Consider the following 22,219-nt stretch of genomic DNA (forward strand, 5'->3'; position numbering starts at 1 on the left):
CCCGGAGGCGGCGACGAATGGCCGCTGCCTCCGGACGGCAGCGCGCTCACCGACGATCTGGAACTGGGAGATGTCTGGGATTCCGAGGGCCCTGGGAGCACCGCGGCCGCCGCCCGCGGCTGCCTCTGTCCGATGCTGCCGAACGACCCGCGCGCCGGTCTCGGAGTGCTCATCGCACCCGACTGCCCGGTCCACCGATCCCGGCTGGAGTGATCCCATTCCCCCTCGGTGAGTTGTAGCGTTCGCTCCCGTGACCACGTACCCGATGCCGGTCCTCGCCGACGAGGAGCTGGCCAGCGCACGGGCCCGCCTCGAGGACGCCGACGTTCGGCTGCTGTCCGGTTCGGTGGTCGACCCGGCGGGGGTGATCAGGGCAAAGCACGTACCGGCACAACGGGCAGGCGCGTTCCACGTCAGCGGGATGGGCGCCTCGCCCAGCTGGAACGTGTTCTGCGTCGACAACGCCATCGCGTTCACCCCGCGGTTCGGGGTGGTCGGCGACTTGCGGCTGCGGGCAGACCTCACCGCCCTCCGCGTGCTCGGCGAGGGGCTCGCCTGGGCGCCCGCGGAGATGTTCGACCAGAGCGGGGCACCGGCTCCGGTCTGCACCCGCGGCCTGCTCCGCGGGACCGTGGCCGGGCTCGCCGAGCGAGGGCTCGACGCACGCCTCGGCTGCGAGCTGGAGATGGTGCTCACGCCGCGTAGCGGTCCGGGCTGGAACGCCTACGGGCTGGGTGCGCTGCTGGACATCGAGCCGTTCGTGCTCGACCTCCTCGCCGCCGCCGATCGAGCCGGCCTTCCGATCGAACAGCTCCACGCCGAGTACGGCGACAGCCAGCTCGAGTTCTCGATCAGCCCGACCGATCCGCTCACAGCCGCCGACCACGTCGTGCTGGCTCGCCTGCTCGCCTGCCGCGTGGCGCGCCGCCACGATGTCGCGGTGTCGTTCTCGCCGCTGCCGTTCGCGGGCGGCAGCGGGAACGGGGCACACCAGCACCTCTCGCTGAGCCTCGGCGGGGCCCCGCTCCTGTCGGGTGGCACCGGGCCCTACGGACTGACCGACGACGGGAGCGCAGCGCTCGGCGGGATCGTCGCCGGGTTGCCGGAGCTCACCGCGGTGTTCGCCGGGTCCGTGCTGTCGCAGCACCGGCTCCAGCCGGGTCACTGGTCCGGTGCCTTCGCCTGCTGGGGGTGGGAGAACCGGGAGGCCGCGGTGCGGCTCCTCGCGGCGACGCCGGGCAACCCGCACGGCGCAAGCGTGGAGCTCAAGTGCATCGACCCGTCCGCCAACCCGTACCTCGCCGCCGCAGCGTTCCTCGGGCTCGCGCTGGAGGGCCTCGCCGAGAGCGAGCCGCTGCCGCCGGAGGTCACCGTCGCCCCGGCCGAGCTCACGGCCGAGGAGGCGGCCCGCACGGGCACGGTGCGCCTCCCGGCGGACCAGGCCTCCGCGCTGGAGGCGCTGGAATCCTCGGACCGCGCCCGCCGCCTGCTCGGGGAGGAGATCCTCGAAGCGCTCATGGCCGTGCGCCGCTACGAGCTCGAGACCTACGGCGGAAAGGACGTCGAGGCGGTCGCCGAGAAGCTGCGGTACTCCTGGTCGGCCTGATGGGATCCGGGTTCGCTGACGTCGCCGAGCACGTCGGGGCGCTGCGGCTGGTCGACCACCACGTGCACGGCGCCTTCACCGCCGACCTCGACCGCGCGGAGTTCGAGACCCACCTCAACGAGGGCTCCCCCGAGCCCGTCCCGGAGTGGATGACGCAGTTCGACTCGCAGCTCGGCTTCGCGATCCGACGCTTCAGCGCCCCCGTGCTCGATCTCCCGCCGCACGCGCCCGCCGATGAGTACTGGGCACGCCGCGCCGAGCTCGGCGTCAGCACGGTCACCGAGCGGTTCCTGCGGGCCGCCGGGGTGTCGGACTGGCTGATCGACACCGGGTACGGCGCCGGAACGGTCCTCGACGTCGGCGGGATGGCCGCCGCGTCGAAGGGCCGCGGCCACCTGATCGTCCGGCTGGAGTCGCTCGCCGAGGAGCTGGCCGCCTGCGGGGTGTCCGGCCGCGCCTTTGCCGACGAGTTCGCGTCCCGGCTGGAGCGCGCCACGCGCCACGCCGTGGGGGTCAAGTCGGTCCTCGCCTACCGGGCCGGGTTCGACATCGACCTCTCGCCACCACCGCCGCACGCCGTGGCCGATGCGGCTCGCCGCTGGGTGGACCGCGGTGGAGGGCGCCTGGTCGACCCGGTGCTCCTGCGTCACGGCCTGCATGCCGCGGTGCGCCTCGGCCTGCCGATCCAGATCCACACCGGCTTCGGCGACCGTGACCTGGACCTGCACCGCGCCAACCCGATCCACCTGCTGGACGTCCTGCGCACGCCGGGCGTGGCGGACGTGCCGATCGTGCTCCTGCACTGCTACCCGTACCACCGAGAGGCCGGTTATCTCGCGCAGGCCTTCTCGAACGTCCACTTCGACGTCGGCCTCGCGATCAACCACGTCGGGGTGCGCAGCACCCAAGTGGTGGCCGAGTCCTTCGAGCTGGCGCCGTTCGCGAAGCAGCTCTACTCCTCCGACGCGTGGGGCCCGCCGGAGCTGCACCACCTCGGCGCCGTGCTGTGGCGGCGGGCGGTGACCTCGGTGATCGGCCGCTGGGTGGAGGACGGCGACTGGTCGGCCACCGACGCCTTGCGGGTGGTCGACATGGTCGGGCGCGACAACGCGCGCCGCGTCTACCGGCTGGGGTGAACGCCCACCGCTCGCCACACATCCCCCTGGGAAGATCGGCACGTGACCGACGCAGCGACCTCCGACGGCACCCGCATCGCGTACCAGACCTCCGGCGCTGGAACGCCGCTGCTGATGCTCAGCGGCCAGGCGAGCTCGCACCGGTGGTGGACGCGGGTCCGCGCGGAGTTCGATGCGTACCGCCGCGTCGTCACGGTCGACTACCGCGGCACCGGCGGCAGCGACGCGCCGCAGGGCCCCTACAGCACGCCGGGCTTCGCCGAGGACGCGATCGCGGTGCTGGACGACCTCGGCATCGAACGCGCGGACGTGTACGGCACGTCGATGGGCGGCCGGGTCGCCCAGTGGATCGCCGTGAAGCACCCGCACCGGGTGCGCCGCCTCGTGCTCGGCTGCACGTCACCCGGCGGAACCCACGCCGTGGAGCGCTCCGCCGCGGTCCGCAAGGCGCTCGCCACTCCCGACCCGGCAGCGCTGCGGCGCAGCCTGCTCGACCTCATGTACACGCCGGAGTGGCTCGCGCGAAACCCCGAGCCGTACTGGACGCTCGGCGACCCAACGATGCCCCGGCACGCCCGCCACCAGCACCTGCTCGCGAGCAACGCGCACGACGCGTGGGACGCACTCCCGCTGATCGCCGCGCCCACTCTCGTCCTGCACGGCGACCAGGACGAGCTCAACCCCACGGCCAACGCGCCGCTCCTCGCGGACCGGATCCCCGACGCCAGGCTGCACCTGATCGCCGGGGCCCGGCACGCCTACTTCGAGGAGCGCAGCGACGTCGCCGGTCCGGCGGTGCGGGAGTTCCTGACGGCTACGAGCTGACGGACGACGTTCCCGTCTAGGAAACCGCCCGGTCGGCGAGTGCCCGCACCTCACCCGCGATGCGCGGCCAGAGCGCGCGGGGCAGATCGTGTCCGACGCCGGGCAGGAGCACGAGCCGGGCGTCCGGCACGGCGCCTGCCGTCGCCCGGGCCGCCGACGGCCGCGCCACCGGGTCCTGCTCGCCGTGCAGCACGAGTGCGGGAACGGTCAGCTCGGCCAGCCGGCCGCCGTGCCACGGGGCGCCGATCTGGCGGCTCTGTGCCCGCGCGTCCCGGATCCCGCTCGTGACCTCGCGCTCGACGGCGGCCCGAACCTCCGCCTCGTCGAAGGGGTAGCCCGGCGACGCGATGGCGCGGGCCAGCGCGAGCCCGGCGGCGACGTCTCCCTCGGGTCCCTCGGGGAACTTCAGCCGCGACATCCGCAGCACGAAGCCGAGCCGGACGTGCCGCAGCTGGCCGATCCCGGCCGCGTCGCTGGGCATCGCGCCGGAGACCGTGATGCTGCGGACCCGGCTCGGGTGGCGCAGTGCGATGCGCTGCGCGAGCAGACCGCCCAGCGAGTGGCCGAACACGTGCGCGGAGTTCCAGCCGACCGCGTCGAGGACGGCCACGGCGTCGTCGGTCAAGTCCTCGGCCGAGTACGGCGCCGACCGCGAACGGAACAGCGCGGCGAACGGGTGGACGTTGTCCTCGTCGGGGAACCGGGTGGACTCCCCCGAGTCGCGCTGGTCGTACGCGACGACGTGGAACCCCTGCTCGACCAGCGCGGACACGAGCCCCTGCGGCCACCACGCCCGGGAGACGCCGAGGCCCATCACGAGCAACAGCGGGTCGCCACCCGTGCCGCCGAGATCGGAGTAGGCGATCCGGACCGTGCCGTTGCGGGCGTAGTGGGTGTTCACGACTCCTCCTCTTCTGCGATCGATGTTCGCAGAAACGAGGTTACGCTACTGGGTACGCTGTTCGCAAAACGAGGGAGGTCACATGCCGGACCGGCCACGCAGCATCTGGCTGCGCCCGGAGCGAGCCGGGCGCGGCCCCGTCCCCGAGCACGACCGCGCCCGGATCTCCGCCGCCGCGGTCACGCTCGCCGACGCGGACGGGCTCGGGGCCGTCTCGATGCGCAGGATCGCCTCGGTGCTCGGCACCGGACCCGCGTCGCTGTACCGCTACGTCGACTCCCGCGACGAGTTGCTGGAGCTGATGGCCGACGCCGTCGCGGGCGAGCTCGACCTGAGCCGTCCCCCGTCCGGGGACTGGCGGGCCGACCTCGTGGCGCTCGCCCACCAACTGCGGGACGCCTACCGCCGCCACCCCTGGCTGCTCGACCTCGTCCCCGGCCACGTCGGGATCGGCCCGCGAGCGGTCGACCAGCTGGAGTACGCCCTCGCCGCGCTGGCCGGGGTGGACGTCGCGGGCCCGGTCAAGCTGGAGGCCGTGGCGATGCTGAACGGCATCGTCGCACTGGCCGTGCGCACCGAGCTGAGCGTCGGCGACTCCACGGCGTCCTGGAGCGCTGCCCAGGCCGAGTTCCTCGGGGCGGTCGTCTCAGCGGGTGGCCACCCGCACCTGGCCGCGGCGCTCGCCGACGCGCCACCGGTGCCCGAGGACGCCATCCTCGATCGGATCCTGCCGCGCATGCTGGCCGGCCTCCTGGAGGCGTAGCCGGTCCCCGTCCGTGGCCCCTAGTCCAGGTTCGGCCGCAGCCAGTCCTCGACCTCCGCCTGCGGGAGCATGCGGCGCTCGGCGTAGTCGCGCAGCTGGTCGGCCCCGATCCGCCCGACCGTGAAGTAGCGCGAGTCCGGGTGAGCGAAGATCAGCCCGCTGACGCTCGCGGCCGGTGTCATCGCGTACGACGTCGTCAGTCCCATGCCGGCGTGCTCGGCGCCGAGCAGCTCGAACAGTTCCTTCTTGAGGCTGTGGTCGGGGCTCGCCGGGTAGCCGAGCGCGGGCCGGATGCCGCGGAACCGCTCGGCGTGCAGGTCGGCGAGGGCCGGGTCGGCGTCCGGCTCGAACCACGCCCGGCGGGCCTCGAGGTGCACCTGCTCGGCGAACGCCTCGGCCAGCCGGTCGGCGAGCGCCTTGACCATGATCGCCCGGTAGTCGTCGTGCTCGGCCTCGAACCGGGCGGCGAGCTGGTCGGCGCCGTGCACGGAGACGGCGAAGCCGCCGAGGTGGTCACCGGCAGGCGCGACGTAGTCGGCGAGGCAGCGGTTGGCCCGGCCTTCCGGCTTCACCGTCTGCTGGCGCAGCATCGGGAAACGCACCTCCCCCACATCGGGCACGGGGCCGGCAACGACGATGTCGTCGCCGTCGGCATGGGCCGGCCAGAACCCGTACACGCCACGAGCCTGGAGCGACGCGTCCGCGACGATCTCGTCGAGGAGCTGGTTGCCCTCGTCGAAGAGCTCGCGGGCCGCCGGCTTCTCCAGGATCGCGGGGAACTTCCCCTTCAGCTCCCACGCGAGGAAGAAGAACTGCCAGTCGATGAACTCCCGCAACACCTCGAGCGCCGGGGTGACGGTGCGGACGCCGGTGAACGCGGGCACCGGCAGGTCGTCGAACGGCACCCGCTCGCGGTTGGCCCGCGCCTTCGCGATCGTGAGCATCGGCCGCTGCTGGCGGGAGGCGTGCTGGACGCGCAGCCGCTCCTGCTCGACGCGGTTGTCGGCGTCGAGCTTCTCGGCGCGCTCGGGATCGAGCAGCTGGGACACGACGCCCGTGACCCGCGATGCGTCGAGCACGTGCACGGTGCTGGAGTCGTACGCCGGCGCGACCTTCACGGCGGTGTGCTGCCGGGACGTGGTGGCGCCGCCGATGAGCAGCGGCAGCTTGAGCCCGCGCCGGTTCATCTCCTGGGCCACGCCGACCATCTCGTCCAGCGAGGGCGTGATCAGCCCGGAGAGGCCCACGACATCGGCGCCCTCGGACACCGCGGTGTCGAGGATGACGTTCGCCGGCACCATGACGCCGAGGTCGATGACCTCGTAGTTGTTGCAGGCGAGCACCACGCCGACGATGTTCTTGCCGATGTCGTGCACGTCGCCCTTGACGGTGGCGAGCACGACCTTGCCCTGGCCGCGATCCTCCTGCGCCTGGCCGGAGAGCCGCAGCCGCTCCTTCTCCGCCTCCATGAACGGCTCCAGGTACGCGACCGCGCGCTTCATCACCCGGGCGCTCTTCACGACCTGCGGGAGGAACATCTTTCCCGCGCCGAAGAGGTCGCCGACCACCTTCATCCCGTCCATCAGCGGGCCCTCGATCACGTCGAGCGGCCGGGCGGCCTCGGCGCGCGCCTCCTCCGTGTCGGCCTCGACGAAGTCGACGATGCCGTGCACGAGGGCGTGCGACAGCCGCTGCGCGACCGGCGCCTCGCGCCACGACAGGTCCACCTCGCGCTTCGTGCCGGACCCGGTGACCTTGCTCGCGAAGGTGACCAGCCGATCGGTGGCGTCCTCACGGCGGTCGAACAGCACGTCCTCGACCAGCTCCAGCAGGTCGGCGGGGATGTCCTCGTACACCGCGAGCTGGCCGGCGTTGACGATGCCCATGTCCAGCCCGGCCCGCACCGCGTGGAACAGGAACGCGGAGTGGATCGCCTCGCGGACCACGTCGTTGCCGCGGAAGGAGAACGACAGGTTCGAGATGCCGCCTGACGTTCGCGCCCCCGGGCAGCGCTGCTTGATCAGCGGCAGCGCGTCGAGGAACGCCTTGGCGTATCCGTTGTGCTCGGCCATCCCGGTGGCGACGGCGAGCACGTTGGGGTCGAACACGATGTCCTCTGGCGGGAAGCCGATCTCCCGGGTGAGCAGGTCGTACGCCCGCCCGCAGATGGCGACCTTGCGCTCGGTGGTGTCGGCCTGCCCCTTCTCGTCGAACGCCATCACGACGACGCCCGCGCCGTACCCGCGGACCCGACGGGCGTGATCGAGGAAGACCTCCTCGCCCTCCTTCAGGCTGATCGAGTTGACGATCCCCTTGCCCTGCACGCACTTCAGCCCGGCCTCGAGCACGCTCCACTTGGAGCTGTCGATCATGACGGGCACCCGGGCCGCCTCGGGCTCGGTGGCGATCAGGTTGAGGAACGTGGTCATCTCCCGCTCGCTCTCGAGCAGGTCGGCGTCCATGTTGACGTCGATGAGGTTGGCCCCGCCGCGCACCTGCTCCAGGGCCACGTCGACGGCGGCCTGGTGGTCGCCGGCCTTGATGAGCCGCCGGAAGCGCGCGGAGCCGGTGACGTTGGTGCGCTCGCCGATCATCAGGAATCCGGTGTCCGGCCCGATGGTGAGCGGCTCCAGGCCGCTGAACCGTGCGACGTCCGGCGGCGCCGCCACCGTGCGCGGCGCCAGGTCCGACACCGCGGACGCGATCCGCGCGATGTGGTCGGGCGTGGTGCCGCAGCACCCACCCACGATGTTGACCATCCCGGCGCCCGCGAACTCGCGCAGCAGTCCCGCGGTCTCGTCGGGGGTCTGGTCGTAGCCGCCGAACGCGTTGGGCAGCCCGGCGTTGGGATGGCAGGCGACGTACGTGTCGGAGAAGCGGGCGAGCTCCGCGACGTGCGGGCGCATCTCGGCGGCACCGAGCGAGCAGTTGACGCCGACGACGAGCGGCGAGGCGTGCCGGACCGAGTTCCAGAACGCCTCGACGGTCTGCCCGGAGAGCGTCCGGCCGGACAGGTCGACGATCGTGACCGAGATCCAGAGCGGCAGGTGCGGCGCGACGTCGTGGGCCGCGGCGATCGCGGCCTTCGCGTTCAGCGTGTCGAAGATCGTCTCGATGAGCAGCAGGTCGACCCCGCCCTCGGCGAGCCCCGCGATCTGCTCGGCGTAGCTCGCGCGGACCTCGTCGAAACTCACCGCGCGGTGGGCCGGGTCGTTGACGTCCGGCGACAGCGAGAGCGTGACGTTCAGCGGACCGATCGAGCCGGCCACGAACCGCCCGCCCGCCTCGTCGGCGGCCTGGCGGGCCAGCTGCGCGCCGCGGACGTTCATCTCCCGCACGGCGGCCTGCATGCCGTAGTCGGCCTGGCCGATGGAGGTGGCCGTGAACGTGTTCGTGGTGGTGATGTCCGCGCCGGCCGCGAGGTAGCGGCGGTGGACGTCGAGCACGACGTCGGGACGCGTGAGGTTGAGCAGGTCGGGGTCGCCCGTGACGTCGTGGGTGTGGTCGGCGAACCGGTCACCGCGGTAGTCGTCGGGCTTCAGGCCCGCGCCCTGCAGCATCGTGCCCCACGCCCCGTCGAGCACGGCGATCCGCCGCTCCAGCAGCTGGGACAGGGCCGTCACACGATTCGACATCCGCGCGCACACCTCCGAGTGATCGGAGGCGCCCTTACAGCAGATCGAGCGGGCCGAGCGTGGCGGACTCACGTCCGTTGCAGCGCCTCTCGACCCGTCCGCGAGCCTACCGCGCGTCGCAACCCGGCCTTAGGCTGCGAACGACAATCATCTTCACTTAGGGGGTAGCGGTGGAGTACCACGAGTACTCGGCCTCAAGCGAGTACGTGCATCTGCTCAGCGTGCCGATGTGGACCGACCTGCGTCCCCGGCTGGCCGCTGCGCTCGCGGGCGTCGACCCGGAGGCCGGGCCCGTGCTGGAGCTGGGCGCCGGCAGCGGCCTGGGCACCGACGTCCTGCTCGACAGTCTCGGCAACGACGTCCTAGCCGTCGAGCCGTCCGCGTCGCTGCGCGGCGTGCTGCTCGCGCGGCTCGCCGACCGCGGCACCCACCGGGTCACCGTGTTCCCGGGCGGTGCGACCGACCTGCCACTACCGGGCCGGATCGCGGCCGTCGTCGGGATGCACATGGTGGGCCACCTCGCCCCGACCGACCGGAAGCGGCTGTGGGCCGCAGCCGCCGAACGCCTCTCCCCCGGCGGCCCGGTGGTGCTCAACGTGCAGCCACCCACCGCCGCCGAAGCAGTGCCGGAGTCCCCGTGGATGGGCGTGGCCGTAGGCGGGCTCCGCTACGAGGGCACCGGCAGCGCGGAACCCACCGGCCCCGACTCCGTGCGCTGGCGGATGCGCTACCGCACGCGGCACGAGGACGGCACCGTGCTGGCCGAGGCGAGCGCCGAGTACTCCTGGTGGATCGTCACCGCGGAGGGCCTCGCCGCCGAGCTGGCCGAAGCGGGACTGGTGGCGACGGTGGACGACGATCTGGTCGTCGCGCGGAAGGCGGGCGCATGACCACAGGCCTGTACGAACGGACCGCCGGCTACCGGCCGCACTACGTGATCGACGAACCGGGGTACCACGTCGTACCGCTCGCGGCGCTCACCACCGGGAGGGCATGAGGACCGCGACACGTACCCGTTCTTGTCGCGAGCGGCGGACGTGGGAGTGTCGGGCCCGTGCACGGCTCCACGCATGACCTGACCATCGGAATCTCGGAGGTGTCCAAGCGGTTCATATCGTCGCAACGAGGCGAGGCAGGCCGGGAGTGGGAGGCCCTGACAGCGTTGGCCGACCGAGCACCTGGGCTTGCTCCACGGCCGTTGCGCCGGGCTGTCGAAGAGGGCCGCCCGGTGGTCGTGATGTCCCGCCTGCCCGGCATACCGCTGGGCGACCGACCATTGACTCCACCCCAGGTGATATCGGTGGCCGATGCGACGACGGAGCTCCACGAGGCCCTCCCCGCTGGAGAGCTCAGCCGATTCCCCCGGCGCATCTGGCACCCTGCCGACGCGGTGGAGACGTTGCGGGCGTGGGGCGCTGAATCGCCTCCGAACCTGCAGGGCGACGTCCGGCGCGCCTTCGTCGTCGGCGCGGAATGGATCCACTCGGCAGACGCGTCGCGGCTTGCCTTCGAGGACGGGCGACAGGTCCTCGGCCAAGGCGATGGAAACATCGCCAACTTCCTCTGGGACGGGGAACGCTGCAGGCTGGTCGATTTCGAGGACGCGGGCCTCAGCGACCAGGCTTTCGAGATCGCCGACCTGGTCGAGCATCTGTCGACCTGGCTGCACGGAGTCCTTGCGGCGGAGGACCTGCTCCAGCTCCTCGTACGGTGCCCGGATGCCGCCGATCGTGTCCTTCAGGCACGCCGGGTCCTGGCCTTCTACTGGCTGAACATGCTCCTACCGGGCAAGCCCGCTCATCGACGCAACCCGCCGGACAGTTGCGAACGTCAGGCACGTCGCCTGCTCCGACTGCTTACGTGACGAGCTCGAACCCCGCTCGAATACCGCATGAACTGCCGGGCCTCTGCTTCCACCCGGCGCTGCAGATCAGCCCAGGTCTCGTCGCCCTCCGGTCGCCGGGCGGGTAGCTCCCAGCGCCGTCCGTCGCGGCCGATCCCGACGAGCTCCGGCGCGATCGGACGAGCGTCGAGATCGGCAGGCCTGCGCTCGCATTATTCGATCAACCTCATCCTCCCGACAACCCGCAAGCACGCGATCTACGAGAGCGGGCGGACGAACTGGCCATGATCGAAGCAACGATCCCGGTAACCCAAGCCCCGATAGAACTCGTGCGCTGCTACTCGCCGGCGAGAGCTCGACACCATCATCGTGTCGCACCCAGCTGCCGTTGCTATTGCCTCAGCGCGTTGCACCAGCCGCCGCCCGACGCCCTGACGTCGAGCGGCCCGCCGAGTGACCAGGGCAACGATCTGAGCCCACCAGCCGTTGCATTCGAACCGTGGCGTGACGTACATCGCGAGCACGCCCTTGAGTTCATCCCCGACACCCGCCACGAGGACGTGGCCGGCAGCGTCGTTCGCCCATCGCTCGAGTCGATCGACGAGGTCTCCTTCCTGCTCATATCCCAGCTCGCGAAGCATGTCCGCCACCGCCACCGCATCGCTAGGAGTCGCCGTTCTGATCACGAGTTCCACGCCGTCATAGTGGCCACTCCGGTCGGCTCAATCCACCGGCCGGACCGGAGTTCAGTCAACCAACCGGTCAGAAGGGCGGGGCGTCCGCGTCGTCGGGCGGGACGGTCTCGCCGTTCAGAGGGCGGTGGCGCGTTGGTTGCGGTCGAGGCGTTCCAGCCGACACGGTGAGGTCTTTCGGAAGGCGCCGCCGAGTTGGCCGAAGCGGGACTGGTGGCGACGGTGGACGACGATCTGGTCGTCGGGGTCAGGGACGGCAGGCTCGCAGCAGTGTGATCAGGGTGTCTCCGGGGTCGTACAGGATTCGGGCTCCATCGGTCACGACCTGCCGCGTGCCGGGATCGACAGGGGCAGCGTTCGCCCATTCAAGGGAGCTAATGTTGATCTCGACTTCGAGCCCTGTGTTGGTGCGGAAGCGCCGTTCGGTGATAGGTCCCCACGGCCGGACTCGGGTCGGTTTCCCGAGGTTGAGCTCGTCGGCCCACGTATTGTCGGCGTAGCGGGTGATCTCATCGGTGAGCAGGACGAGATCGATGTCCGAGTCGGGCCGGGCAGCGTTGCGGGCGCACGAGCCGACCAGCAGCAGGCCGAGCACGTCCTTGCGGGCAGCGGCCCAGCGAGTGATCCGCTCGATCACATCCTCGATCTCGGCGGCGCGCTCGGGCGAGACCATCGAGTCAGACGCGGGCTGTTCGCCGCGGTGAGTCACGGTGGCCCTCCTCGGTGCGTGTGGCGGCTCATGTCGGCTGCGCAGGTGGTCCGGTCGCCACGCGACCAATCGGTCAGAAGGGTGGCGGCTCATCCTCGTCGTCGGGCGGGATGATCTCGCCGTTCCAGAGCGCGGTGGCGCGTCGGTTGCGGTCGATCCGTTCCAGCCGCGCGGCCAGGTCCTTCGGAAGGCCCTTCCGGGCGGCGGCCTTGTCCGGGGGCAGGTCGTGGTCGGTGCGGTAGTCGTAGGGGTGGCTGTGGTAGCGGTGCCCGGTTGGGGTGATCCATTGGATGCGTCCGTCGGGTAGTGCGCGGACGGCCCAGCCGGGGGCGTGTTTCATGCGGTGTTCGTGGCCGCAGCAGCCGTGGATGTTGGGTTCGTTGGTGGGGCCGTGCGGGTAGGGGGTGATGTGGTCGAGGTGTCCGTCCAGGGTGCGGCGGCGGCAGATGGGGCTGCGGCAGTAGACGTCGCGGGCGCGGACGAAGTCGGCGAGTGCGGCTGGGGGCCGGTAGGTGGTGCGGCCGTGGTCGAGGATGGTGCCGGAGAGTGGGTCGTACACCAGTCGTTTGAGGGTGGCGTCGGTGGCGATGTGGCGGGCGTGGTCGGCGGTGATGGGGCCGTGTCCGACCAGTTCGCAGGGGTGGTTGTCGGCGCCGAGCAGGGTGGTGAAGGGGATCAGGACCTGGACGAGGGGTTTGCCGGGGTTGACCGGCCGCGGTGTCGGACTCCTCGTCGCTGCAACTCTCGCTCCCGGTCTCGTTGCCGGCGTCGCCGCTTCCTCGGGTGGCCTCCTGCGGATCGGCGGTCGCAGTGGCGCGGGCCGGATCAGCACCGTCGGTGTCGGCCCCTGTGTCGGTGTCGGCTGCAGTGTCGGCTCCACCGTGAGTGTCGGGTGCGGCGTTGGTGAGTCGCCCGGATAGCAGGGCGGCGGCCAGGTCGGCGCGGCGGGCGTCCATGCTGCGCGGATCATCTCGGCCGCAGCCGAGGGCGAGCCGGGTCAGCCACTGGTAGCTGGCCTGGGCGTCCGGGGCGGTCATCAGCGCCCACAGCGACGCCATCCCGTCGGGTTCCTCGGTGATCGACACTCGCCGGTCCCGCCGGGCGGCCTGGTGCCGCTCCGCAGCACCCTCGGGATCCACCGCGATCACCGCGCGTTTCAACGCCGCCTTCAACTGCCCCACCGTCTGGTCCGGCGCCCGGTCCAGGATGCGATGCTGCACCGCCCGCGCCTTCTCCACCGACAGGTAGTGGGTGACCTCGCAGATCGCGGCGACCCGACGCTCGTCCAGGCGGCCCCGCTGCCACACGGCCAGGGTTTCGGGCAGCACCTGTTCCAGCTGCACCGACCGCCCGATCCGGGTCTTGACGGTCAGCCGGGCCAGCTTCAACGCGAGCCCGACCTCGTCGGGGGCGAACCGGCTCATCGCGCACGCCTTGTCGGTGGCCACCATCGTCGAGTCGTCACCGGGGCGGCGGCGGGCGAACTCCGCCAGAACCCGGGCCTGGCGGGCCTGCGCCCACGCAGCCAAGCGTTCGAACCCGACCATCGCATCGACCAGCTGCGCATCCGACAACCCGGCCACCTCACGGGTATCGGAATCGATCTCCAGGGCGAACAACCCGGACGGGGCGGTGTTGCCCCAGGTGCGGTCCTCCACACCGGACCGCAGCTCACGTTCGATGGCCAGCCAGTCGAAGGCGTCCTCAAGTTGGGGATCGACGGGGTCGCCGGCCTCCACCTCGCAGACACTATCGAACATACGTTCGATCGTACCCGATCGGAGCCGACCTCGCAACGCCGTCCGGCCTCACAGGCGACCCTGGGGCAGCGATGAATCAGCCCCTGGTCGACGTGTGGAATCCACGGTGCCGACGCACGGTGCTCCCGCGCCGTGGCGGCACGGGCAGCCCGTGCCGGATGGCGCTACCGGCATCGATGCCGTACGCGAAGTCCGCCAGGACCGAAAAGCCGCGGCGGAGGGCTTCCAGAAGAATCCTGTGGTTCGTCCGGTTCGTCATGCCCCAAGCCTGCGCTGTGACGGCCTCACAACACAGTGGCGACGACGCCGCACATCGCTAAGATATCGCCATGCGTGATCCTCGCTCCGTCGCCGTCCTCGCCTACGACGGGATGTCGGCCTTCGAGACCGGCATCGTCACCGAGGTGTTCGGGATCGCATGGCCCGAGATCGACGTCCCCTGGTACCGGCTCACGATCTGCACCGAGACCCCCGAGCCCGTGCGGATGATCGGCGGCGCCACGCTGCAGACCCCGCACGGCCTCGACGCTCTCGCCGCCGCAGGCACGGTCGTCGTCCCCAGCGTGGCCGATCCGGAGCGCGAGCCCTCCCCGCAGGTCGTCGCGGCGCTGCGGCAGGCCCGCGACGACGGGGCGCGGCTGGTGTCCATCTGCACGGGGGCATTCGCGCTGGCCGGGGCCGGCCTGCTCGACGGGAGAAGGGCCACGACGCACTGGCGCCACAGCGACCTCCTGCGCCGCCGTTACCCGCGCATCGATGTCGACCCCGCCCCGCTCTACGTCGACGACGGCGACGTGTTGACCAGCGCGGGCTGCGCGGCCGGCCTGGACCTGTGCATCCACCTCGTGCGGCGCGACCACGGGGCGGCTGTGGCGAATGCAGTGGCCCGCAGACTGGTGATCCCGCCGCACCGCGAGGGCGGTCAGGCCCAGTACATCGAGAGCCCGGTCGTGGACGATCCCGAGGACAACCGGATCGCCCTCAGCATGACCTGGATGCTGGAGAACCTCCACCAGCCGATCACGCTCGAACAGCTCGCCGAACGCGCCCACATGTCGGCGCGCAGCTACCTGCGCCAGTTCCAGCGGTGCGCCGGCACCAGCCCGATCAAGTGGCTCATCGCCCGCCGCGTCCAGGCGAGCCTGCCCCTGCTCGAGCGCACCGATCTCGGGGTCGAGCAGATCGCGGCCGCGGTCGGGTTCGAGACGCCGGTGACGTTCCGCCACCACTTCTCCCGCGCGATGCGGACCTCGCCATCGGCCTACCGCCGGGTCTTCCGCCCGCGCGAAGCAGGCCTCCATCCGGCCGCCGACGCCGGTGAGGTCGCTCGCCCTTCGCAGGGGGTCGCGGGTACGCCGATCCCGAGCAAACCCCGTCCCGCTCGACCGCGGTCACCCGAACCGCAGCGGTCCGCCGCTGGCATGCCATCGCACTGACGCCGGTCGCGCCGACCATGGGTCTGGAGTTCGCCCACCGCAACGGATCTTCGTCACCCTGCGCCTCGTTGTTGCCAACTTCGCCCACGACGGGCTCTCGTCCGCTATGAAGACGGGCGATCCGAGATCACGAACGACCAGGGCGGACATCCGATCGTGACGCAGTACCACCCCCGACAGCCCTACCCCCCGTACGGTGCCGTCCGCGAGCGGCGCAACGGCATGGGCACAACCGCGCTGGTGCTCGGGATCGTCGCTCTGGCGCTGTCCTGGGTCCCGATCGTCGGCGTCCTATGCTTCGTGTTCGGGCTCCTCGGACTGATCTTCGGATCCATCGGGATCGCGCAGGCCGGTCGTGGCCTCGCCGACAACATGAGCAGCTCGATCGCAGGCGTTGTCACCTCGGTTCTCGCCATCGTGGTGCGGCTCGCGATCTACACGGCCATGGCGGTGAGCGCCCAGTCGGGCACGGCGCCGGTCTCGCCCCTCGCTGCGCCGGGCGCGGGTGCGCCGGCGGCGCCGCATCAGGGGCGGACGGAGTTCCGCGCCGGCGAGTCGGGAGCGACAGGCGGCTGGGTGGTCACCGTGAACGCATTGCAGCCGCAGCGTGAATCGCCTTCCCGTCCGCCGCTGCTCTGCTCGACGGTGACGCTGTCCAACACCTCCGGCGAGGAGAGGCCGTTCATCGGCGGAGCCGACTGGAAGATCGACGACCCGCAGCGCGTCCTGCACGCCCCGACGCCGGTCGGCGACAACGTGCTGGGCTTCGGGATGCTCCCACCCGCCGGCGAGGTCTCGGGCAACATCTGCTTCGAGGACCCCGGACTCTCCGGGACATACGTGATCATCTACGACAACCGCGGACCGGACTCGACGCCGCTGAGCTGGACGGTCTCCCGGTGACGATTGCCGTCCCACCTCGCCATCGGCCTACCGCCGGCCTTCCGCCTGCGGGAGGCCGCCCCTCCCGGCCGTCAACGCCGGTCAGAGGCACGGCGGCCCCACGCCGGGATCCCCAATGTGGTCGCGCCACTCCGCTTCGGTCAGCCGCCGACCGGCGAGACGGCAGGCGACCTGCGCCCACGCCTCCGGGTGTAGGTCCCACAGCGTCACCCCGTCGCCCGAGTCGACGGCCAGCTCGGCACCGTCCGGCCGCACGGCAATGCCGTCGACCGGGCCTGGCAGCGGGATCGGGCCGCCGATGAGGACGCGCGCGGCGACGTCCACCAGCCAGACGGCCCCGTCGCTGCCACGCGCGGCCAGCAGGCGGCCGTCGGCGCTGTAGGCGTAGTGCTCGACCCGGCCTGGGATCCCGGTGACCGGCTGACCGACGACGGCGAGCGTCCGGGGCTCGTGGAACTCCAGCCGCCCGTCGGACGTCGAAGCGGCGACGAGGCCGTTGGGACCGAACGCGGCCGACACCACACCGGATCGCTCCGCGAGCTGCGCGCCGGTCGCGACGTCGCGCGTCACCAGCCGGAGGTCCGCCGGCCACACAGCGGCGACGACGGTGCCATCGGGTGCGAGCGAGGCCTCCTCGCCGGCTCGCACGAGGACCCGGCCGGCGTGCTCGCCGGTCTGAACATCCCACGTGATCACGGATCCCGGCAGCTCGCTGTCACCCCACGCCGTCACGCTGCTGCCGCCGGATCCGGTCCCTCGCGGTGGCTCTCCGAACCCACCGTCGAGCTGCACGATCTCCCGGCCGCTGGGCACGTCCACGACGTGCCCGGTGCCGCCGCGCTCCTCCCAGACGACGATGCGCGCCGGGTCCGCAGTCCACACCGGCTGCACGTATCCCGCCAGCGTGCGAACGACCGCGCCCGACGCGACATCGACGATGGCGACGCCGCCTTGCCCTGTCGCGGCGAGCAGCCGGCCGTCGCTGCTGTACCCGCGCGGCACGCCCGCAACGGGGAGCTGCCTTCCGAGCGGACCGGCCCGGTCGAGCCTCCAACGCGCAAGCACCGGCTGCGCCGCGCCGAGCTCGACGAGCGTCGCGCCGTCGACAGCGAGCAGGAGCGCCGAGATCGGGCCGCGGTGCAGGTCGTAGCGCTCCCCCGTCGGGCGGCCGGTGGCCAGGTCGAGCGCGAGCACCCGTCCCGTCGCGTCGGCGCAGAGGACGACCCCTGCCGCTTCGGCGACCGCCGCCTGCTCGCACGTGCCGGAGACATGCGGGCGCACCCACGCGGGCCGGCCGTTGCCCCGGTCCCAGCGCGCCACGCCCCGGGTGCCTGCCGTGAGGACGTCCCGACCGCCGGCCAGAGTGGCGACGAATGCGTCGGAGGTGCCTTCCGGTGCCCCCGTCAGCTCTTGGAGGACGGTGCCGTCGGCGGGATCGACCACGCGGAGCGCACCCACCGGGGAGCCGACCACCAGCGCGCCGTCGGCTCCGAAGGCCAGCGCGGCGGTGGTGCGCACCCGGTCGGTCTCGGCCTCGGCTATCGGCGGCACATCCACGCGCCCGCCTGCGATGTCGACGATCATCGCGCGGCCCGTCCTACCGCCGGAGACGGCGATGTGCCGGCCGTCGACCGAGACCGCGACGGCACCGGCATCGAGCGCCGGCTCGGTCTCCGGCAGTAGCCTCCGGCCCGTCGCCACGTCGAAGACGTCGACGAGGGACCGGCCGCCGCGCACGTCCGAACCCTGCCAGGCGATCGTTGCGGCGGTCCGGCCGTCGGCGCTGACGCTCACGGCCGCACCGTCGGCTGCAAGCCCCGGCGCTGGGAACGCCTGGCGCACGGCGCCGCTGTCGAGGTCGACGGCCCGCAGCACCGCATCCTGGCCGACCGCGAGCAGGGTGCGCCCGTCCGGCAGCAGGGCTCCCGAGCGTGCAGGTCCAGCGGTGAGCGGGACGTATCCGAGGAAGCCCGGCGCCGAAGTGACGATCCCGAGGAGGCCCGCCGCCGTCGCGGCTCCGGGACGGCGCCGGTACGCCTCCGCGGCCAGCAGGGCCGCGAGGTCACGTCGGCTTCCGCGCAGCGCCGCGCTTTCCGCGACGAGGCGGTCGACCTGGGCGTTCGCCGCGGTGCGCGTGGCCTCACCCCGCTGGTGCACGGCGACGCCGCCGGCGGCGAGCGCCAGGACGAGGAGCCCGGCAACGGCGACGACCGCCACGCGCAGGCGACGGTTCTGCCGCGCCTGCTGATGCGCCCGGCGCCGTTCCGCTTCCTCGTCGGCGCCTGCGCTTAGCACCGACGCGTCGAGGAAGGCGCGTTCGAGCCTCGTGAGGTCCCGCTCTCCGCGTTCGACGGCGTCGGTGAGCCGGGCGCCGCGGTACAGCTCGCTCTCCGGCCGTCCGCGCTCCTCCCACTCCGCGGCGGCGAGGGTCAGGTGGCGCTGTGCGCGCCGGCCCGCGGCATCCTCGTCCAGCCATCGACGCAGCCGGGGCCACGCGCGCGTCAGCGCCTCGTGGGCGATCGTCACCGTGTCGACGTCGACTGTGACGAGCCGGGCGCGCACGAGCTGAACGAGCACCTCGCGCCGGACGGGGTCCGACCCGATGGCCGCCCACGGAACTCGGGTCGGGACCGGCTCACCGTCCTCGGCGGCGCTCACCAGCCGCAGCAGCAGATCCCGCAGCACCGCGCGCCGAAGCGCGGGGAGCGCGTCGTGCAGCTGGTCGGCGGTGCGCGCAACGGCGCCTCGGATCCCACCCGTGGCCCGGTAGCCGTCGACGGTCAGGGTCCGGCCCTGCATCCGGTGCCACGTGCCGGCGAGCGCGTGCGACAGCAGCGGCAACGGGCCGGCCTCACCGTGGACCTCGTTCAACAGCAGCTCGACGAGCCCGGGTTCGAGCCGCGCGCCCGCGGCCTGTGCAGGTCGTTCGATCGCCGCGCGCAGCTGCTCCTCGGTCATCGGGGTCAGCACGTGGAGCCCGCGCTCGGCCAGACGCGCGAACGCGGGGACGGCAGCGAGCCCGCCGACGTGGTCGGCCCGCAGGGTCACCACCACCGGACGCCCGGCCTCCGCGAGCTCGACGAGCCGGCCCAGGAACTCCTGCACGACCTGCGGTGCATGAACGGCGGTGAACAGCTCCTCGAGTTGGTCCACGACGACCGCAGACCGCGCGGGGGCGCCGGCCAGCAGACCGGCCAGCTCCGCCGCGGGCTCAGCGGCCGGCGTCACGAGCACGGCAGGTCGGCCGAGCGCCGGCACGATCCCGGCCCGCGCCAGCGAGGACTTCCCGCTTCCCGACGGCCCGACCACCACGAGCAGCGGCGAGACGGCCAACGATCGCAGGCAGGCGGCCGTCTCCTCCTCCCGTCCGAAGAAGCACACCGCATCGGTGGTGTCGTAACTCGCGAGCCCGCGGTACGGGCATCCGCCGCTCAGCGGCCGGGACCGGACGTCCAGGGCCCGGTCCTGCCGCAGGATCGCGCCCTCGAGGGCCCGCAGCTCGGCGCCGGGGTCCAGACCGAGCTCGCGACGGAGCAGGTCGCGCGCCCGCCGCAGCCCGGCCAGCGCCTCGGCCTGGCGGCCGGTGAGGTACAGCGCCTGCGCGAGCAGCGCCCAGCGGTGCTCGCGCAGCGGCTCCTCCGCGACCAGCGCGGTGGCGGCGGCGACATCCGGGTCGCTCGCCAGCTCGGCCGCGACCAGGTCCTCCTGCGCCCGCCGCCACAGCTCCTCCAGCCGCGCGACCTCGACCCGCGCCGGAGGCCAGGAGGGAAGGTCCGGCAGCGGCGCCCCGCGCCACAGCGCAAGGCCCGCGCGGAGGGCGACCGCGGCTCGGTCCGGCTGCCCCGCCTCGAGCAGGTCCCGTCCCTGCTCGGTGAGCAGCTCGAACCGGTGCACGTCGATCTCGTCCGCGGCGGGGGCGAGCCGGTACCCACCGGGCACCGTCTCGATTGCGGCACCACCGAGCACCGCCCTCAGCCGCAGCACGCACCCCTGCACGATCTTGCGCCACGACTTCGGCGGCGTCCCCTCCCAGAGCGCGTCGGCGATCCGCTCGGGTGCCAGTACCGCACCCGAGTGCATGGCCAGGACCGCCAGCACGACCCGGTCCCGGGGCGTCAGCCCCGCCGCGCCGTCGACGTGCAGCGGGCCCAGGAGGCCGATCGCCACCGCGGGAGTGTGCGGCCGCCGCCGTCGCGGGTCAACGGCCCCGATACCGGCCCGATACCCCGCCGCGCCCCGCGCCGGAACCGCCGGCTCCCACCGTGCAAGCACCGGCACCCGGCCGGACGCTAGGAGGAGCCATGTCCGCCCTGACCGCATTCGCCGCCGTCGCACTCGCCGGCGCCGCACTGTTCACCCCAGCAGCGACCGCCACGTCGTGCCCGCCGAAGGACGGCGGCTACACCGTCATGGACGATTACGTTCGCAGCCTCGTCTTCTGGCACCGGAACCCCGATTGGGGCTTCCCGATCCGGGACGTGCCGGCGCCGTCGTGCCGACTCCACACCCCGTGCTGAGCTCAGCCCACCTCGTCCCGCAGCAGCCGCGCCGCCCCGGCCAACGCTCGCATCTTCCCGAACGCGGAGTCGCGAGGCAGGTACTTCATGCCACAGTCGGGGGCGAGGACGAGCTGTGCAGGCGGGATGCGGTCGAACGCCCGCCGGGCCCTGGCCGCGACCGTCTCGACGCTCTCGACCTCGGGCGTGGACAGGTCGAGCACGCCGAGGATGATCGTCTTGTCGGTGAGGTCGGAGAGCACGCCCAGGTCGAGGCCGGACTGCGCGGTCTCGATCGAGATCTGGTCGGTGGAGCACCCGGCGAGCTCCGGCAGGAACGAGTAGCCCTCCGGCCGCTCGTGGATGATCGCGGCGTAGCCGAAGCAGATGTGCACGGCCGTGGTGCCGGTGACGCCGTCGAGCGCGGCGTTCAGCGCCTTCAGCCCGTAGGCGCGCGCGGCGTCCGGGCGGGCCTGCATGTAGGGCTCGTCGAGCTGCACGATGTCGGCGCCCGCGGCGAACAGGTCCTTGACCTCCGCGTTCACCGCGGCCGCGTAATCCATCGCGGCGGCCTCTGCGTCGGGGTAGTGGTCGTTCTGCGCCTGCTGCGACATCGTGAACGGCCCCGGCACGGTCATCTTGATCGTGCGGTCCGTGTGGGCGCGTAGGAACCGCAAGTCGGCCACCTCCACCGGCCGAGGCCGGGTGATCGGGCCGACGATCCGGGGCACCGGATTGGGGTGGCCGCTGCGGTCGAGCGCGGTGCCCGGGTTGTCGACGTCGACGCCTTCGAGCGCGGTGGCGAAGTGGTTGCTGTAGCTCTCGCGGCGGATCTCACCGTCGGTGAGGATGTCCAGCCCCGCCTCCTCCTGCAGCCGGATCGCGACGACCGTGGCGTCGTCCTGCGCCTCGGCGATGTGCTCCGGCGGGATGCGCCACAGCTCCTTCGCCCGCACGCGCGGCGGGAACCGGCCGGCGAGCTTCGCGCGGTCGATCAGCCACTCGGGCTGGGCGTAGCTTCCGACCAGGGACGTCGGCAGCAGCGGCAACGACACGTGTCCTCCTCGGGTCTGATGGATACGGTTAGGCCGTGAGCGAATTGCCGAAAGAGCTCCGAGAACTGATCGAATCCGGCCCTCTGACCCACCTGAGCACCATCAATCCCGACGGAAGCCCCCAGGTGAGCGTCATCTGGATCGGCCTGGACGGCGACGACATCGTGTCCGGTCACATGGCGCGGTATGCGAAGCAGCGCAACATCGAGCGCGATCCACGGGTGGTGCTGTCGTTCGTCGGGCCGCGCGATCCGAGCGCGGTGCTGAACCCGTACGCCGTGCTGCGCGCGCGGGCCACCGTCGAGCCGAGCGACGAGGCGTGGGACCTGCTCAACCGTCTGACCAAGGTCTACATGTCGCCCGACGACGAGTTCCCCGCTCCGAAGGGCCCCGGCTACATCATCCGCTACTCGGTCGAGCGGATCGGCGGCGTCGGGCCCTGGACGGATTCCCACTAGG

17 protein-coding genes and 1 pseudogene are annotated in these 22,219 nt (G+C 72.2%); 10 read left to right on the top strand and 8 right to left on the bottom strand.

From position 1 onward, the window contains the following. The first annotated feature begins 250 nt into the window (after positions 1-250). The 3 genes from K1T35_RS27675 to K1T35_RS27685 are packed head-to-tail and all read left to right on the top strand — an operon-like array spanning position 251 to position 3,567. On the top strand, positions 251-1,606 hold the full coding sequence (locus K1T35_RS27675; RefSeq protein WP_255620793.1) for a glutamine synthetase family protein: 1,356 nt from the start codon (positions 251-253) through the stop codon (positions 1,604-1,606). Next, positions 1,606-2,742: an amidohydrolase family protein gene (locus tag K1T35_RS27680; RefSeq protein ID WP_220254745.1), complete on the top strand. Its 1,137-nt coding sequence runs from the start codon at positions 1,606-1,608 to the stop codon at positions 2,740-2,742. The genes K1T35_RS27675 and K1T35_RS27680 overlap by 1 nt, the downstream gene beginning before the upstream one ends. 42 nt (positions 2,743-2,784) lie before the next feature. Beyond that, entirely contained in the window at positions 2,785-3,567 is a 783-nt protein-coding gene (locus K1T35_RS27685; RefSeq protein WP_255620796.1) for an alpha/beta fold hydrolase, read from the top strand. A gap of 16 nt (positions 3,568-3,583) precedes the next feature. On the opposite strand, the gene K1T35_RS27690 is transcribed toward K1T35_RS27685, so the two are convergent. Continuing rightward, positions 3,584-4,468: an alpha/beta fold hydrolase gene (locus tag K1T35_RS27690; protein ID WP_220254746.1), complete on the bottom strand. Its 885-nt coding sequence runs from the start codon at positions 4,466-4,468 to the stop codon at positions 3,584-3,586. A gap of 82 nt (positions 4,469-4,550) precedes the next feature. On the opposite strand from K1T35_RS27690, the gene K1T35_RS27695 reads away from it, so the two are divergent. Then, a complete protein-coding gene (locus K1T35_RS27695) occupies positions 4,551-5,231 on the top strand; it encodes a TetR/AcrR family transcriptional regulator (protein ID WP_220254747.1) in 681 nt (226 codons plus the stop codon). Between the two features lie 20 nt (positions 5,232-5,251). On the opposite strand, the gene metH is transcribed toward K1T35_RS27695, so the two are convergent. Then, entirely contained in the window at positions 5,252-8,866 is a 3,615-nt protein-coding gene (gene metH / locus K1T35_RS27700; RefSeq protein WP_220254748.1) for a methionine synthase, read from the bottom strand. Between the two features lie 170 nt (positions 8,867-9,036). On the opposite strand from metH, the gene K1T35_RS27705 reads away from it, so the two are divergent. Together K1T35_RS27705 and K1T35_RS27710 are read left to right on the top strand one after the other, a co-directional pair. After that, positions 9,037-9,756 carry a bifunctional 2-polyprenyl-6-hydroxyphenol methylase/3-demethylubiquinol 3-O-methyltransferase UbiG gene (locus tag K1T35_RS27705; protein ID WP_220254749.1) on the top strand — a complete coding sequence of 240 codons (720 nt, stop codon included), beginning with the start codon at positions 9,037-9,039 and terminating at the stop codon, positions 9,754-9,756. Between the two features lie 206 nt (positions 9,757-9,962). Continuing rightward, positions 9,963-10,730: a phosphotransferase family protein gene (locus K1T35_RS27710; RefSeq protein WP_255622685.1), complete on the top strand. Its 768-nt coding sequence runs from the start codon at positions 9,963-9,965 to the stop codon at positions 10,728-10,730. A 236-nt stretch (positions 10,731-10,966) separates the two neighbouring features. Here the strand turns inward: K1T35_RS27710 and K1T35_RS27715 are convergent, their stop codons facing one another. The 4 genes and pseudogenes from K1T35_RS27715 to K1T35_RS49820 form a co-directional block, all read right to left on the bottom strand. Next, the gene (locus tag K1T35_RS27715; RefSeq protein ID WP_220254751.1) at positions 10,967-11,404 is read right to left on the bottom strand and encodes a GNAT family N-acetyltransferase; all 438 of its coding nucleotides are present in this window, start codon (positions 11,402-11,404) and stop codon (positions 10,967-10,969) included. Between the two features lie 244 nt (positions 11,405-11,648). Continuing rightward, complete coding sequence (locus K1T35_RS27720; RefSeq protein WP_220254752.1) at positions 11,649-12,110, bottom strand: nucleotidyltransferase domain-containing protein; 462 nt, start codon at positions 12,108-12,110, stop codon at positions 11,649-11,651. Positions 12,111-12,183: 73 nt separating this feature from the next. After that, the gene (locus K1T35_RS27725; RefSeq protein WP_220254753.1) at positions 12,184-12,990 is read right to left on the bottom strand and encodes an HNH endonuclease signature motif containing protein; all 807 of its coding nucleotides are present in this window, start codon (positions 12,988-12,990) and stop codon (positions 12,184-12,186) included. Positions 12,991-13,036: 46 nt separating this feature from the next. Next, positions 13,037-13,870, bottom strand: a pseudogene (locus tag K1T35_RS49820) (DUF222 domain-containing protein); the annotation flags it as partial. Between the two features lie 329 nt (positions 13,871-14,199). Here K1T35_RS49820 and K1T35_RS27735 point away from each other — a divergent pair. Beyond that, complete coding sequence (locus K1T35_RS27735; protein WP_220254754.1) at positions 14,200-15,306, top strand: GlxA family transcriptional regulator; 1,107 nt, start codon at positions 14,200-14,202, stop codon at positions 15,304-15,306. Positions 15,307-15,462: 156 nt separating this feature from the next. Then, a complete protein-coding gene (locus K1T35_RS27740) occupies positions 15,463-16,209 on the top strand; it encodes a DUF4190 domain-containing protein (protein WP_220254755.1) in 747 nt (248 codons plus the stop codon). 81 nt (positions 16,210-16,290) lie between these two features. Here K1T35_RS27740 and K1T35_RS27745 read toward each other — a convergent pair whose 3' ends face one another. Then, on the bottom strand, positions 16,291-20,376 hold the full coding sequence (locus tag K1T35_RS27745; RefSeq protein WP_220254756.1) for a BTAD domain-containing putative transcriptional regulator: 4,086 nt from the start codon (positions 20,374-20,376) through the stop codon (positions 16,291-16,293). Positions 20,377-20,510: 134 nt separating this feature from the next. Between K1T35_RS27745 and K1T35_RS27750 the strand changes: the two genes are divergently transcribed. Continuing rightward, entirely contained in the window at positions 20,511-20,726 is a 216-nt protein-coding gene (locus K1T35_RS27750; RefSeq protein ID WP_220254757.1) for a hypothetical protein, read from the top strand. 2 nt (positions 20,727-20,728) lie between these two features. On the opposite strand, the gene K1T35_RS27755 is transcribed toward K1T35_RS27750, so the two are convergent. Then, positions 20,729-21,760, bottom strand: coding sequence for a 5-methyltetrahydropteroyltriglutamate--homocysteine methyltransferase (locus K1T35_RS27755; RefSeq protein WP_220254758.1), 1,032 nt, complete (start codon positions 21,758-21,760; stop codon positions 20,729-20,731). 35 nt (positions 21,761-21,795) lie between these two features. Between K1T35_RS27755 and K1T35_RS27760 the strand changes: the two genes are divergently transcribed. After that, positions 21,796-22,218 (top strand): PPOX class F420-dependent oxidoreductase, encoded by a 423-nt coding sequence (locus tag K1T35_RS27760; protein ID WP_220254759.1) that lies wholly within the window; start codon positions 21,796-21,798, stop codon positions 22,216-22,218. Position 22,219: the final 1 nt, after the last annotated feature.

Source organism: Pseudonocardia sp. DSM 110487 (assembly GCF_019468565.1).
Taxonomy (GTDB): Bacteria; Actinomycetota; Actinomycetes; order Mycobacteriales; family Pseudonocardiaceae; genus Pseudonocardia.